Below are 13,379 nucleotides of genomic sequence, written 5' to 3'. Positions count from 1 at the left end.
CCGGAACGCTACGCGGCACGCCTGACGGGTAGGCTTGCCGGGTGGACAACGCAGCCTTCCCCGTCACCACCGATGCCGTCCGCGGCCTCATCGACCACGCGATCCTGAAGCCCGAGCTCACCCGCTCGGACGTCGACGCCCAGCTCGACGAAGCCGCCGCGTACCGGGTCTTCAGCGTGTGTGTCCGGCCCAGCGACGTCGCCTACGCCGTCGAGCGTCTTCAGGGCACCGGCGTCGGCGTCGGGACGGTCATCGGCTTCCCGCACGGCACCACGTCCACCGCGGCCAAGGTCGCCGAGTCGCTGCAGGCCCTCGCCGACGGTGCCTTCGAGCTCGACATGGTGCAGAACATCGGCGTCGCGAAGTCCGGCGACTGGGAGCGCGTCGAGCAGGACGTCCGCGCCGTCGTCGACGCAGCCGGGTCCACCGTCGTCAAGGTCATCCTCGAGACCGCGTTCCTGACGGACGACGAGATCGTCGCAGCCTCGCGTGCCGCCCAGTCCGCCGGTGCCGCGTTCGTGAAGACCTCCACCGGGTTCGCCGGCGGCGGGGCGACGACCGAGCACATCGCACTGATGCGCCGCACGGTCGGTGCCGACACGGGCGTCAAGGCCTCGGGCGGTGTCCGCGGGCTCGACACCCTGCTCGAGATGGTGGACGCCGGGGCCAACCGCATCGGCACGAGTGCGTCCGCGCGCATCCTCGACGAGGTCGCGCACCGCGTCGAGACCGGTGCCGCGTCGTCGCAGGGCGACGACACCAGCTCCTACTGACCCACCGCGACACGACCTGATCCACCGCACGACGACCTGACCCGACCGACCCACCACCTGCCAGGCCGGGGCGCACCGGACGCGACGCCGCGTCCGGGAGCCGCCCCGGGCCTCCAGACCGCCGCATCGGAGCGCGCATGTCCAGCACCGCACCCCAGCCCCCCGCCCTCGCACTCGCCGTCGACCTCGGCGGCACCAAGGTCGAGGCCGCTCTCGTCACCGACCAGGGCGTCGTCCTGCCGGGCACGCGCTTCCGCAGCCCCACCGGGCCGCAGCGCACGTCCGACGAGCTGCAGGCCGCCGTCGACGAGGTCGTGACGAGCGCGCTCGGCACGGTCCCGACCGACGCGACCCTGGTCGGCGTCGGGGTCGGCTCGGCCGGCCCCGTCGACGAGGAGCACGGCCTCGTCTCCCCGCTCAACATGCCGGTGTGGCGCGGCCACCCCCTGCGCGACCGCATCGCCGCGCTCGTGCCCGAGGGCGTGCCGGTCACGCTGCGCATGGACGGCCTGGCGATCACGCTGGCCGAGCACTGGGTCGGTGCGGCGCAGGGGTACGACCACGTCATGGGCATGATCGTGTCGACGGGCGTCGGCGGAGGTCTCATCCTGCACGGCCGCACCGTCAGCGGCCCGACCGGCAACGCCGGGCACATCGGGCACGTGGAGTGCGGCGGCTACGACGACCCGTGCGCCTGCGGCGGCACCGGCTGCCTCGAGGCGATCGCCAGCGGCCCGAAGACCGTCGCCTGGGCGCAGCGCCAGGGCTTCGACGGATCCACCGGCGAAGAACTGTCGGCGGCGTACGCGGCCGGCGACGAGATCGCGGTCGCCGCGGTCAAGCGCAGCGGCCGGGCGCTCGGGCAGGCGATCGCAGCGGCGACCAGCCTCGTCGACCTCGAGGTCGTGGCGATCGGCGGCGGGTTCTCCCACGTCACGCCGGACCTGTTCGAGTACGCACGCGAAGCAGTGGCGGAGCGCGTCGAGTTCGGGTTCGTGACGAAGGTGCGCATCGTGCCGACGGCGCTGTCGCAGGACGGCCCGCTCATCGGCGCCGCAGCACTCGTGCACCGCGCCGACGTCCTGCGCTGAGCGGACCGCGCCGACGTCCTCCTGCGCTGAGCGGCGCTGTCGGCGCCGATGTGCCCGGCCTCTCCACAGGGGGTGTCGGCCGGGTGTCGCGGTCCGGCAGGATGACGGGGTGCCCGGTTCCCGTCTCCTGACCACGGACGACTGGCCCGAAGCGGAACTGCGCGCAGCGGTGCTCGCTGGCGAGCTGGTGCCCGTCGGGCCGTGCTGGGCCTCCCCCGCGACGCCGCAGGACCCGGCGCTGCGCGCGACCGCGGCGTCGTGGGTCTTCGGCGACGCGCGGCTCGTCGCCTCCGGCCGGACCGCTGCGTGGATCTGGGGCGCGGCGTCGCGGCCACCGGACCCCGTCGAGGCGAGCGTCCCGCCGCAGCTGCGCATCGCGGTCGGCCCGGGCCTGCACCTGCGCGAGGTCGCGCTCCGGCCCGACGACGTGGTCCGGTTGGGGTCCGTGCAGACCGTCGTGACGACGCCGGCGCGCACCGCCGTCGACCTGCTCCGCACCCCGGGTTACTGGGACCCCGAGCGGGCAGCGGCCGTCGACGGGCTGCTGACGATCGGGGCGGTGACCGTGGACGAGCTGCACGCGCGCCTGAGCGGCCTCGGGACCATCCCGATGGCGCGGCAAGCCGAGCGACGGCTGCGCGGGCTGCTCAGCGCACGCTGACACGTGCGTGGACCGTGCTCAGCCCGCGCTGACGCGTGCTCGGGTCGTGCTCAGCCCGCGCTGACGCGGTAGACGTCGTAGACGGCGTCGATGCGTCGGACCGCGTTCAGCACCCGGTCGAGGTGGATGGTGTCACCCATCTCGAACACGAACCGACTGAGCGCCAACCGGTCGGACGAGGTCGAGACCGTCGCCGACAAGATGTTGACGTGGTGGTCCGTGAGCACCCGGGTGACGTCGCTGAGCAGCCCTGACCGATCGAGCGCCTCGATCTGGATCTGCACGAGGAACACCGACTTCGACGACGGGGCCCACTCGACCTCGATCATCCGGTCGGGCTCGTTCATCAGGGACTTGACGTTCGTGCACGACGACTGGTGCACCGAGACACCCTGCCCGCGGGTGATGAAGCCGACGATCTGGTCGCCCGGCACCGGGGTGCAGCACTTCGCGAGCTTCACCAGGATGTCCGGCGCACCACGCACCAGCACGCCGCTGTCGCTCGTGCGCAGCTGACGGCTCGTGACCTGGCGCGGGAACGTGAGCTCCGGCTCGTCGGTCTCCGTGTCGCTCTGGACGCTGCCCAGGACCTTTTCGATGACGGACTGCGTCGAGACGTGTCCCTCGCCGACCGCGGCGTACAGGGCCGAGACGTCGTCGTACCGCATCGACGAGGCGACCTCGGCGATGGTGTCCTGGCTCATGATCCGCTGGAGCGGCAGGTTCTGCTTGCGCACGGCGCGGGCGATGGCGTCGCGGCCCTGCTCGATCGCCTCTTCGCGACGCTCCTTGGTGAACCACTGCTTGATCTTGTTGCGCGCACGCGGGCTCTTGACGAACTTCAGCCAGTCCTGCGACGGACCGGAGTCGGGGTTCTTCGACGTGAAGATCTCGACGACGTCACCGCTCGACAGCGAGCTCTCGAGCGGGACGAGGCGACCGTTGACCTTGGCGCCCATGGTGCGGTGCCCGACCTCGGTGTGCACGGCGTACGCGAAGTCCACCGGGGTGGCGCCGGCGGGCAGTCCGATGACCTTGCCCTGCGGCGTGAAGACGTAGGTCTCCTTCGCGCCGATCTCGTAGCGGAGTGAGTCGAGGAACTCCCCCGGGTCGCTCGTCTCGGCCTGCCAGTCGGTGATGTGCGCGAGCCACGCCATGTCCTGGTCGTCGGTGGTCGACGAGGTGCCGACGTCGCGGCCGGCGGCGCGCTGCTTGTACTTCCAGTGCGCCGCGACACCGAACTCGGCGCGCTGGTGCATCTCGTGCGTGCGGATCTGGATCTCGACGGGTCGCCCCTGCGGCCCGAGCACGCTGGTGTGCAGCGACTGGTACAGGTTGAACTTCGGCGTCGCGATGTAGTCCTTGAACCGGCCGGGCAGCGGGGTCCACCGCGCGTGCACCGAACCGAGCATGGCGTAGCAGTCGCGCACCGTCGGTACGAGCACCCGGATGCCGACGAGGTCGTAGATCTCGTCGAACTCGCGACCCCGCACGATCATCTTCTGGTAGATCGAGTAGTACTGCTTCGGCCGTCCCATGACCTCGCCGCGGACCTTCGCGGCCTTCAGGTCCTTCTTGAGCGTGCCGATGACGTTCTGGACGAACTGCTCGCGCTTCGGCTGCCGTTCCTTGACCAGGCTGTCGATCTCGACGTAGAGCTTCGGGTGCAGGACCGCGAACGACAGGTCCTCGAGCTCGAGCTTGATCATCTGGATGCCGAGCCGGTGCGCGAGGGGCGCGTAGATCTCGAGCGTCTCCTTCGCCTTGCGGGTGGCGGAGGTGGACTCGACGAAGCCCCAGGTGCGGGCGTTGTGCAGCCGGTCGGCGAGCTTGATGACCAGCACCCGGATGTCCTTCGACATCGCGATGACCATCTTGCGGACCGTCTCGGCCTGGGCGCTGTCGCCGTACTTGACCTTGTCGAGCTTCGTGACGCCGTCCACGAGCATGGCGATCTCGTCGCCGAAGTCGACCTGCAGCTGGTCGAGCTGGTAGTCGGTGTCCTCGACCGTGTCGTGGAGCAGCGCGGCGGCGATCGTGATCGGCCCGATGCCCAGGTCGGCCAGGATCTGGGCGACCGCGACGGGGTGCGTGATGTACGGCTCGCCGGACTTGCGCTTCTGGCCGTCGTGCGCGCGCTCGGCGACGGAGTACGCGCGCTCGATGAGCGTGACGTCGGCCTTCGGGTGGTGCGAGCGCACCGTGCGGATCAGGGTGTCCACGGCACCGGCCGGCTGGGCGCGGGAGAACAGGCGCGGCAGCAGCGAGCGGAGGGAACCGAGGTTGCCCGTCGTGTTCGGCCCGAGGGGGCTGGTCGGCCGCTGGGCGGAGCCGGGGCGGCTCGGCGCGGACGGCTCTTCGCGGGTGTCCGTCATGATGCGCCTCCCAGGACTCGGTCCGAGAGCTCGATCCGAGCTCGATCCGCCAACACTACGCGTGTCCGGTCAGTGCTCGTGACCCGGTTCGCCCTGGGCGTCGCGGACCACCGGTGCGCCGGACTGCTCCCAGGCGACCATGCCGCCGGTCAGGTTGACCGCGGAGACACCGGACTGTTCGAGTGCCGCGACCACCCGGGCCGAACGAGCACCCGAGTGGCAGACGATGATCGCCGGTTCGTCGCCGCCGTCGATCTCCTGCCAGCGGTTCACCAGCTCGGACATCGGGACGAGCGTGGCCTCGGGAGCGTGGACCTGGTCCCACTCCCCCTGCTCGCGGACGTCGAACAGCCGTGACCCCGACCCGAGCCGACGACGCGCCTCGGCGACGTCGACCTCGGTGATCTCGATCGGCATCAGGCGGTCGCCTTCGCGTCGGCGTCGGCGTCGACCTCGCGCTGGCGCTTCTCGGCCGCCTGGGTCTTCTTGGCGTCGGCCTGCTTGATCTTCGGCTCGTTCTCGCGCAGCTGGGCGTACATCGGCGACGCGATGAAGATCGTCGAGTAGGTGCCGACGATGATGCCGATGAACAGTGCGAGCGAGATGTCACGGAGCGTGCCCGCACCGAGCACGTACGACCCGATGAACAGGATCGCCGCGACCGGCAGCAGCGCCACGACCGAGGTGTTGATCGAGCGGACGAGCGTCTGGTTCACCGCGAGGTTCACCGACTGCTTGAACGTGCGGATCGACTCCTGCGCGGTGTTCTCACGCACCTTGTCGAAGACCACCACGGTGTCGTAGAGCGAGTACCCGAGGATCGTCAGGAAGCCGATCACCGCCGCGGGCGTGACCTCGAGCCCGACGATGCCGTAGACACCGGCCGTGATCAACAGGTCGTGCAGCAGCGCGGCCATCGCGGAGAGCGACATCTTCCAGGTGCGGAAGTACAGCGTCATGAACACGGCGGCCAGGGCGAGGAAGATCACCAGACCGCGGATCGCCTGGGCGAGCACGTCGGCGCCCCACGTGGCACCGATGAACGTCGCCGCGACCTGGCTCTCCGGCACGTCGTAGGCCTTCGCCAGGGCGTCCTGCACCTCGGTCGTCTGCCGGTCGGTGAGCTGGCCGGTCTGCACGCGGATGCCGTGCGTGCCGAGCTGGGAGACGCGCGGGATCTCGTCCGAGACGACCCGCTCGACGGTGTCCGTCGCGATGCTCTGGTCGGTGTTCTTGACGTCCGACAGGGTGAACTCGGAACCACCGGTGAACTCGATGCCGAGCTGGTACCCGCCGCGCAGCCACGGGGTGACGAGCGAGATCACGATCATGACGAGCGCGATGAGGTACCAGGTCTTGCGTCGCCCGATGATGTCGTACGACCGCTTGCCCGTGTAGAGGTCGCTGCCGAACTGGCTGAAGCTGGCCATCAGTCGTCCTTCCCGTCCGGGGTCGAGCCGTTGTCGCCGGAGGCCTGCTGGGCCTTCCGTTCCGCGATCGTCTGTCGGCGCTGCGCCTCACCGGCACTGCGCTGGCGCTTGCCGTCCACCACGGGGGCGCGGAACTGCGCACGCCCCTTGTAGACCGCACCGAGCGCCGCCGGGTCGAGCCCGCTGAACCTGTGCCCGTCGCCGAAGAACCGGCTGCGGGAGATGAGCTGCATCATCGGGTGCGTGAACAGCGCGACCACCACGATGTCGATCAGCGTCGTGAGGAGCAGCGTGAACGCGAAGCCCTTCACGTCGGCGACCGCGAGCACGTACAGGGTGACGGCGGCGAGGAAGTTCACCGCGTCGGACGCCAGGATCGTGCGGAGTGCGCGCTTCCAGCCCGACTCGACCGCACTCTCGAGGGCACGACCGTCGCGGAGTTCGTCGCGGATTCGTTCGAAGTAGACGATGAACGAGTCCGCTGTGATGCCGATCGCGACGATCAGGCCCGCCACACCCGCCAACGACAGGCGGTAGTCGACGCGCCACGACATGATCGCGATGACCAGGTAGGTCAGGACCGCTGCGACCCCGAGCGAGAGCACCGTCACGAACGCGAGCGCCCGGTACTGGATGACGGAGTAGATGATCACCAGGCCGAGGCCGATCAGACCCGCGACGAGACCACCGATGAGCTGCGCCGTGCCGAGCGTCGCCGAGATGTTCTCGTTCGACTGCACCTGGAAGTTGATCGGCAGCGCACCGTACTTGAGCTGGTCGGCGAGCGTCTTCGACGACTCGGCCGTGAACGAGCCGGTGATCTGCGCCTTGCCGTTGGTGATGGCGGAGTTCGTGGACGGGGCCGTGATGACCGAGCCGTCCAGCACGATCGCGAACTGGTTCTGCGGCGCCTGCAGCGAGACGAGGCGGTTCGTGACGGTGCGGAAGTCCTTCGTGCCCTGGCCGTCGAAGGTCAGGTTGACGGCCCACTGGCCCGTCGACGTGCCCTGCGAGTCGGTGGCGAGACCCGAGGTGGCGTTGCTGATGTTCGCACCGGAGACCTCGACCGGGCCGAGGATGTACTTCGACGCACCGTCGGCGTCACACGTGACGAGGGGCTCGTCGTCCGGCGCCGTGGTCACGTCGTCCGGAGCCGCGCAGTTGTAGTTGGTGTACAGGTCCTGCAGCGCCGGGGTGATCCAGTTGACGTCGCTGGCGTTCGTCGGCTTCGCGCTGGGCGTCGCCGCGAGCGAGGCCGGCGGCGAGTAGGGCGTCGGCGAGGCGGTGGACGTGCCGTCGTCACCGACGGCGGAGTTCGTCGCGGCCTCGGTGAAGAGCACCGGGCGGAAGGTCAGCTTGGCGGCTGCCTCGATGCGGTCGATCGTGGCCTTGTCGGGCCGACCGGGGATCGACACGACGATGTTGTTCGCACCCTGCGTGTTGATCTCGGTCTCGGAGACGCCGGTGGCGTTGATGCGCTGGCGGATGATCTCCACCGCCTGGTCGAGTTGCTGCTTGGTCACCGACCCGCCCTCGGTGTTCTGCGCCGCCAGGGTCAGCTGCGTGCCACCCTGCAGGTCCAGTGCGAGCTCGGGGACCCAGCTCGCGCCCTGGTACCACTTGTCCGTGTCGTCCTTCGAGCTGCCGGCGAGGATCGACGCGGCGGTGTTCAGGCCGGCGAGGATCGCCATCAGGATCACCAACCAGGTGAGCGAGCGCAGCGCCTTCTTGACGGGTGTCGATCGTGCCACCGGTCGTCTCGTCTTTCTGTTCAGGACCGTCGGCGTTCAGGCACGACGGCAGCGGGAAGCCGCCGGGTCAGACGACCCGGCGGCCGAGGGCGTCAGTCGTCGGACTTGCGCTTCGAGTCGGTCTCGTCGAGGCGGTCGTTGTCGACCCGCTCGCCGTAGACCGGCTCCCCGTTGAGTTCGGCGACGGGCTTGGCCTCGTCCTCCGGCGTCGCGGTGGTCTCGATGTCCGACGCGCTGTCGTCGACGACGCGCGACAGGGTCTGGCGGTGCACCGTGACGACGGTGCCCGGTGCGATCTCGACGTCGGCGGTGACCTTCTCGTCGTCGACGGAGAGGAGCGTGCCGTACAGGCCGAAGGACAGCATCACGCGAGCACCCGGCACCATCTTGGTGGCGAGCTCGCCCTGCTGCTTCTTGCGCTTGCGGCTGTTGTAGAACATGAAGGCCGCGAACGCCACGACGATGACGATGAGGATGACTTCTTGACCCATGATGCAGTTGCCTTCTCTGGTTGCTCGGTTTCGGGCCGTAGCAGTCTAGGGCACGCCACTGTGCGTGGCATGTCACCCGACCGATCGGCCGCTAGTCGGTGGTGTCGGTGTCGTCGAACAGACCCGGGAGCGGCCCGACGCCCTGCCCGGGGGTGAGGCCGAGGTGCCGCCAGGCGACCGGGGTCGCGATGCGGCCGCGCGGGGTGCGCGTGACCAGACCGACCCGGACGAGGAACGGTTCGACGACCGACTCGATGGTCTCGGACTCTTCTCCGACCGAGACCGCGAGGGTGTTCAGCCCCACCGGTCCGCCGTCGAAGCGGGTCAGCATGATCTCGACCACGGCGCGGTCGAGGCGGTCGAGGCCGAGTTCGTCGACGTCGTACAGGTCGAGCGCACCCTGGACGGCCGCCATGCCGTCGGTGGTGCGGTGCACGAGGGCGTAGTCGCGGACCCGGCGGAGCAGCCGGTTCGCGATGCGGGGGGTACCACGGGAGCGCCCGGCGATCTCGCGCAGGGCCGATCGGTCGATGTCGAGCTCGAGCAGGTGCGCGGCGCGGATCAGGACCTGTTCGAGCTCGTCCTTCTCGTAGAACTCGAGGTGCGCCGTGAAGCCGAAGCGGTCGCGGAGCGGGTTCGGCAGCAGGCCGGCGCGGGTGGTGGCGCCGACCAGGGTGAACGGTGCGAGGTCGAGCGGGATGCTCGTCGCGCCGGCGCCCTTGCCGACCATGACGTCGATCCGGAAGTCCTCCATCGCCAGGTAGAGCATCTCCTCTGCCGAGCGCGCCATCCGGTGGATCTCGTCGATGAACAGGACCTCGCCCGGCACGAGCGAGGACAGGACGGCGGCCAGGTCGCCCGCGTGCTGGATCGCCGGACCGCTCGACATCCGCAACGGACGGCCGGTCTCGTGCGCGACGATCATCGCGAGCGTGGTCTTGCCGAGGCCGGGAGGACCCGCCATCAGGATGTGGTCCGGGGTGCGGTCCTGCATGCCCGCCGCCTTGAGCAGCAGGTCGAGCTGCCCGCGCACCTTGCGCTGGCCGACGAACTCGTCGAGCGACCGCGGCCGGAGTGCACCTTCGAACGCGAGTTCTTCCTGCGACTCGGCTCCGGCTGACGTGATGCCGCTCATCGACCGGCACCGGCGGGCCGGAGCGCACCGAGCGCGGCGCGGAGCAGCGCCTGCGTGCCCATGGCTGCGGCCCCTGGCTCGTTCGCGACGGTCTCGTCGACGGCGGTCTGTGCTGCGTCCTCGCGCCAGCCGAGGCCGATCAGTGCGGAGACGACGTCGGTCGCAGCCGGGTGGGCAGCAGTGCCACGACCAGCGGTGACGACGGCGGCCTGCTCGAACGCCGCGAGCTTGCCGGTGAGCGCGAGGATGATGAGCTTGGCGGTCTTCGGGCCGATGCCGGAGACCTTGCGGAAGGCGCCGTCGTCGTCCTTCGCGACGGCGTTCGCGACCTGCGACGGGTCCATGTGGGCCAGGACGCCCATCGCGGACTTGGGCCCGACGCCCGTGACGCTGCGCAGCAGGTCGAACACCTGGAGGGCGTCGGTCGACTCGAAGCCGAAGAGCAGGTGCTCGTCCTCGCGCACGATCATCGCGGTGCGGACGAACACCTCGGACCCGTGGCGCATCGTCAGTGCGTGGGCCGGGGTCACGGTGACGGCGTACCCGACTCCCCCGGCCTCGATCACCACGCCGGAACCGGCGATGTCGATGCAGGTACCCCGGAGACTCGCGATCATGCTCCGAGCCTACGGCCGCCCACCGACGCGGCCGACGAGCCACGCGGTCGGGCCGCGGCAGCGGCCGCACGGGCGAGCGGGGAGTCGACGGTGCCGCCCTGTGCGTCGCGCCACGCGCGTTGTGCCGGGGTGAGGTTCGTGGCACGTTCGCCGGCGACGTCAGGTGATCCGAGCCTCCAGGCGTGGCACACGGCCAGCGCGAGCGCATCGGCGGCGTCGGCCGGCTTCGGGGCCTCGGCGAGACCGAGCACGCGCGCGATCATCGTCTGGACCTGGCGCTTGTCGGCGTTGCCGTAGCCGGTGACGGCCGCCTTGACCTCGGACGGCGTGTGCAGGCCGACGGGCAGCCCGCGGGCCGCCGCGGCGTGCAGCGCGAGCCCGGCCGCCTGGGCGGTGCCCATCACGGTGCGGACGTTCGCCTGGGCGAACACACGCTCGACGGCGACCGCGTCCGGGTGGTGCTCGTCGATCTCGGCGGCGATGCCGTCGGCGATGCGGAGTAGCCGCTGCTCGAGCGGCATGTCCGCCGGGGTGCGCACGACCGTCACGTGGACGAGCCGTGCACGACGGTTCGGTGCGACCTCGACGACGCCGACGCCGCACCGGGTGAGCCCGGGGTCCACCCCGAGCACACGGAGCACGGCTACTCGCCCTCGTCCTCGTCGAGCTCGGCCTGGACGTCCGCCGGCACGTCGAAGTTGGCGTAGACGTTCTGCACGTCGTCGCTGTCCTCGAGCGCGTCGATCAGGCGGAAGACCTTGCGGGCGGTCTCGGCGTCCACCGGCACCTTGAGGCCGGGGACGAACTCGGCGTCGGCCGAGTCGTAGTCGATGCCGGCGTCCTGCAGTGCGGTGCGGGCCGCGACGAGGTCGCTCGCCTCGGTGATGATCTCGAAGCCGCCGCCCTGGTCGATGACGTCCTCGACACCGGCGTCGAGCACGGCGGTCATGACGGTGTCCTCGTCGAGGCCGTCGGTCTTCGTGACCGAGATGACGCCCTTGCGCGAGAAGTTGTAGGCGACGCTGCCCGGGTCGGCCATGGTGCCACCGTTGCGGGACATCGCCGTCCGGACCTCGGCCGCTGCGCGGTTCTTGTTGTCGGTGAGGCACTCGATCAGCATCGCGACGCCGTTCGGGGCGTAGCCCTCGTACATGATCGTCGTGTACTCGATCGACTCACCGGTCAGGCCGGCACCGCGCTTGACGGCGCGGTCGATGTTGTCGTTCGGGACCGAGGTCTTCTTGGCCTTCTGGATCGCGTCGACCAGCGTCGGGTTGCCCGACAGGTCGGCGCCGCCCATCTTCGCGGCGACCTCGATGTTCTTGATGAGCTTGGCGAAGGACTTGGCACGGCGGCCGTCGATGACGGCCTTCTTGTGCTTGGTCGTCGCCCACTTGGAATGCCCGGACACGGTTCTCCTTGCGTCTTGCGGAAAGTCGGGGTCAGTTTACCCAGCCGGGAGGCCCGGTGCCGCCCCGCCCCGCCGGTGCGGGCGCGCAGACGGCCGGGCCCAGTGCCCGCAGCTCGCGTCAGGCGCTGCGCACCATGGCGAGGAAGCGGCGGTGGAAGCGGTCCTCGCCGGCGACCTCGGGGTGGAACGCACTCGCGAGCACGTTGCCCTGCTGCACCGCGACGACCTGCCCGTCCGCCAGCGCGCCGAGGACCTGGACGCCGGGGCCGTGCTGCTCCACCACCGGGGCGCGGATGAAGACCGCGTGCACGGGGGCGTCACCGAGCTCGGGCATCGGGACGTCGACCTCGAACGAGTCGTTCTGGCTGCCGAACGCGTTCCGTCGCACCGTGGTGTCGAGCACGTCGAGGGTCTGCTGGCCGCTGATGCCGTCGGTGATCCGCGACGACAGCATGATCATGCCGGCGCACGTGCCGTACGTCGGCAGGCCGTCGCGGATGGCAGCAGCGAGGGGCTCGGCGACGCCGAACGCCCGGGACAGCTTGTCCATCACGCTCGACTCGCCACCGGGGATCACGACGCCGTCGAGCGCCGCGATCTCCTCGGGGCGACGGAGCGGCACCACGTCGGCGCCGAGCTCCGTCAACGAGGCGATGTGCTCGCGGAAGTCACCCTGCAGTGCCAGGACCCCGATGCGGGGCCGAGCGCTGCCCGTCGTGCTACCAGCCACGCTCGGCGAGGCGGTGCGGCGCGGGGACGTCGGCGACGTTGATGCCGACCATCGCCTCGCCCAGACCACGCGAGACCTCGGCGATGACCTTGGGGTCGTCGTGGAAGGTGACTGCCTTGACGATCGCCGCGGCACGCTTCGCCGGGTCGCCGGACTTGAAGATGCCGGAGCCGACGAACACGCCGTCCGCGCCGAGCTGCATCATCATCGCGGCGTCGGCCGGGGTGGCGACGCCACCGGCGGTGAAGAGCACGACGGGGAGCTTGCCGGTGCGGGCGACCTCGCGCACGATCTCGAACGGCGCCTGCAGTTCCTTGGCGGCGACGTAGAGCTCGTCTTCCTTGAGGTGGCGCAGCGCCGCGATCTCCTTGTTGATCGTGCGGATGTGCTTCGTGGCCTCGGACACGTCACCCGTGCCGGCCTCGCCCTTGGAACGGATCATCGCGGCGCCCTCGGTGATGCGACGGAGGGCTTCGCCCAGCTCGGTGGCACCGCAGACGAACGGCGTGGTGAAGTTCCACTTGTCGATGTGGTTGACGTAGTCGGCGGGCGAGAGCACCTCGGACTCGTCGATGTAGTCGACGCCGAGCTCCTGCAGCACCTGCGCCTCGACGAAGTGGCCGATGCGGGCCTTCGCCATGACGGGGATCGACACAGCGGCGATGATCTCCTCGATCATCGACGGGTCGGACATGCGGGCGACGCCACCCTGTGCGCGGATGTCGGCGGGGACGCGCTCGAGGGCCATGACCGCGGTCGCGCCGGCTTCTTCCGCGATGCGGGCCTGCTCGGCGTCGACGACGTCCATGATCACGCCGCCCTTGAGCATCTCGGCGAGGCCGCGCTTGACGCGGTCGGAGCCGGTGATCGAGGTGCCAGGGGTGCCGGAGGTGCTGGTGCTGTCGCTCATGATG

General features: G+C 70.2%; 14 protein-coding genes. 3 read left to right on the top strand and 11 right to left on the bottom strand.

Annotation, left to right across the window (positions count from 1 at the left end):
• The first annotated feature begins 41 nt into the window (after window positions 1-41).
• From deoC to DEJ14_RS09670, 3 genes are all read left to right on the top strand, one after another.
• Window positions 42-773: a deoxyribose-phosphate aldolase gene (gene deoC / locus DEJ14_RS09680; protein WP_111084034.1), complete on the top strand. Its 732-nt coding sequence runs from the start codon at window positions 42-44 to the stop codon at window positions 771-773.
• 137 nt (window positions 774-910) lie between these two features.
• Complete coding sequence (locus DEJ14_RS09675; protein WP_111084035.1) at window positions 911-1,864, top strand: ROK family protein; 954 nt, start codon at window positions 911-913, stop codon at window positions 1,862-1,864.
• Between the two features lie 109 nt (window positions 1,865-1,973).
• Window positions 1,974-2,525 (top strand): type IV toxin-antitoxin system AbiEi family antitoxin, encoded by a 552-nt coding sequence (locus DEJ14_RS09670; RefSeq protein ID WP_111084036.1) that lies wholly within the window; start codon window positions 1,974-1,976, stop codon window positions 2,523-2,525.
• 50 nt (window positions 2,526-2,575) lie between these two features.
• Here the strand turns inward: DEJ14_RS09670 and DEJ14_RS09665 are convergent, their stop codons facing one another.
• From DEJ14_RS09665 to pdxS, 11 genes are all read right to left on the bottom strand, one after another.
• On the bottom strand, window positions 2,576-4,900 hold the full coding sequence (locus DEJ14_RS09665) for a RelA/SpoT family protein (protein ID WP_228505676.1): 2,325 nt from the start codon (window positions 4,898-4,900) through the stop codon (window positions 2,576-2,578).
• Between the two features lie 69 nt (window positions 4,901-4,969).
• Window positions 4,970-5,317: a rhodanese-like domain-containing protein gene (locus DEJ14_RS09660; protein ID WP_111084037.1), complete on the bottom strand. Its 348-nt coding sequence runs from the start codon at window positions 5,315-5,317 to the stop codon at window positions 4,970-4,972.
• Complete coding sequence (gene secF, locus DEJ14_RS09655) at window positions 5,317-6,330, bottom strand: protein translocase subunit SecF (RefSeq protein ID WP_111084038.1); 1,014 nt, start codon at window positions 6,328-6,330, stop codon at window positions 5,317-5,319. The genes DEJ14_RS09660 and secF overlap by 1 nt, the downstream gene beginning before the upstream one ends.
• A complete protein-coding gene (gene secD, locus DEJ14_RS09650; protein WP_111084039.1) occupies window positions 6,330-8,081 on the bottom strand; it encodes a protein translocase subunit SecD in 1,752 nt (583 codons plus the stop codon). The genes secF and secD overlap by 1 nt, the downstream gene beginning before the upstream one ends.
• Window positions 8,082-8,173: 92 nt before the next feature.
• Window positions 8,174-8,572 carry a preprotein translocase subunit YajC gene (locus DEJ14_RS09645; RefSeq protein ID WP_111084040.1) on the bottom strand — a complete coding sequence of 133 codons (399 nt, stop codon included), beginning with the start codon at window positions 8,570-8,572 and terminating at the stop codon, window positions 8,174-8,176.
• A 91-nt stretch (window positions 8,573-8,663) separates the two neighbouring features.
• Window positions 8,664-9,707, bottom strand: a complete 1,044-nt coding sequence (ruvB, locus tag DEJ14_RS09640; RefSeq protein ID WP_111084041.1) for a Holliday junction branch migration DNA helicase RuvB — start codon at window positions 9,705-9,707, stop codon at window positions 8,664-8,666.
• The gene (gene ruvA, locus DEJ14_RS09635) at window positions 9,704-10,324 is read right to left on the bottom strand and encodes a Holliday junction branch migration protein RuvA (protein ID WP_111084042.1); all 621 of its coding nucleotides are present in this window, start codon (window positions 10,322-10,324) and stop codon (window positions 9,704-9,706) included. Before ruvA ends, ruvB begins: the two co-directional genes overlap by 4 nt.
• On the bottom strand, window positions 10,321-10,965 hold the full coding sequence (ruvC, locus tag DEJ14_RS09630; protein ID WP_111084043.1) for a crossover junction endodeoxyribonuclease RuvC: 645 nt from the start codon (window positions 10,963-10,965) through the stop codon (window positions 10,321-10,323). The genes ruvA and ruvC overlap by 4 nt, the downstream gene beginning before the upstream one ends.
• A 2-nt stretch (window positions 10,966-10,967) precedes the next feature.
• Window positions 10,968-11,735, bottom strand: a complete 768-nt coding sequence (locus tag DEJ14_RS09625; RefSeq protein ID WP_111084044.1) for a YebC/PmpR family DNA-binding transcriptional regulator — start codon at window positions 11,733-11,735, stop codon at window positions 10,968-10,970.
• Window positions 11,736-11,853: 118 nt separating this feature from the next.
• The gene (pdxT, locus tag DEJ14_RS09620; protein WP_111084045.1) at window positions 11,854-12,465 is read right to left on the bottom strand and encodes a pyridoxal 5'-phosphate synthase glutaminase subunit PdxT; all 612 of its coding nucleotides are present in this window, start codon (window positions 12,463-12,465) and stop codon (window positions 11,854-11,856) included.
• On the bottom strand, window positions 12,455-13,375 hold the full coding sequence (pdxS, locus tag DEJ14_RS09615; protein WP_111084046.1) for a pyridoxal 5'-phosphate synthase lyase subunit PdxS: 921 nt from the start codon (window positions 13,373-13,375) through the stop codon (window positions 12,455-12,457). Before pdxS ends, pdxT begins: the two co-directional genes overlap by 11 nt.
• Window positions 13,376-13,379 lie beyond the last annotated feature (4 nt).

Origin of the sequence: Curtobacterium sp. MCJR17_020 (genome assembly GCF_003234365.2) — a bacterium.
Taxonomy (GTDB): Bacteria; Actinomycetota; Actinomycetes; order Actinomycetales; family Microbacteriaceae; genus Curtobacterium.
This window is presented reverse-complemented; position numbering and strand designations above follow the sequence as displayed.

Bases quoted from the DNA above. Each gene is read 5' to 3' on its own strand.
- DEJ14_RS09675 (WP_111084035.1), top strand. From the start codon at position 911: ATGTCCAGCACCGCACCCCAGCCCCCCGCCCTCGCACTCGCCGTCGAC.
- DEJ14_RS09665 (WP_228505676.1), bottom strand. From the start codon at position 4,900: ATGACGGACACCCGCGAAGAGCCGTCCGCGCCGAGCCGCCCCGGCTCC.
- DEJ14_RS09660 (WP_111084037.1), bottom strand. From the start codon at position 5,317: ATGCCGATCGAGATCACCGAGGTCGACGTCGCCGAGGCGCGTCGTCGG.
- secF (WP_111084038.1), bottom strand. From the start codon at position 6,330: ATGGCCAGCTTCAGCCAGTTCGGCAGCGACCTCTACACGGGCAAGCGG.
- DEJ14_RS09645 (WP_111084040.1), bottom strand. From the start codon at position 8,572: ATGGGTCAAGAAGTCATCCTCATCGTCATCGTCGTGGCGTTCGCGGCC.
- ruvB (WP_111084041.1), bottom strand. From the start codon at position 9,707: ATGAGCGGCATCACGTCAGCCGGAGCCGAGTCGCAGGAAGAACTCGCG.
- ruvA (WP_111084042.1), bottom strand. From the start codon at position 10,324: ATGATCGCGAGTCTCCGGGGTACCTGCATCGACATCGCCGGTTCCGGC.
- pdxS (WP_111084046.1), bottom strand. From the start codon at position 13,375: ATGAGCGACAGCACCAGCACCTCCGGCACCCCTGGCACCTCGATCACC.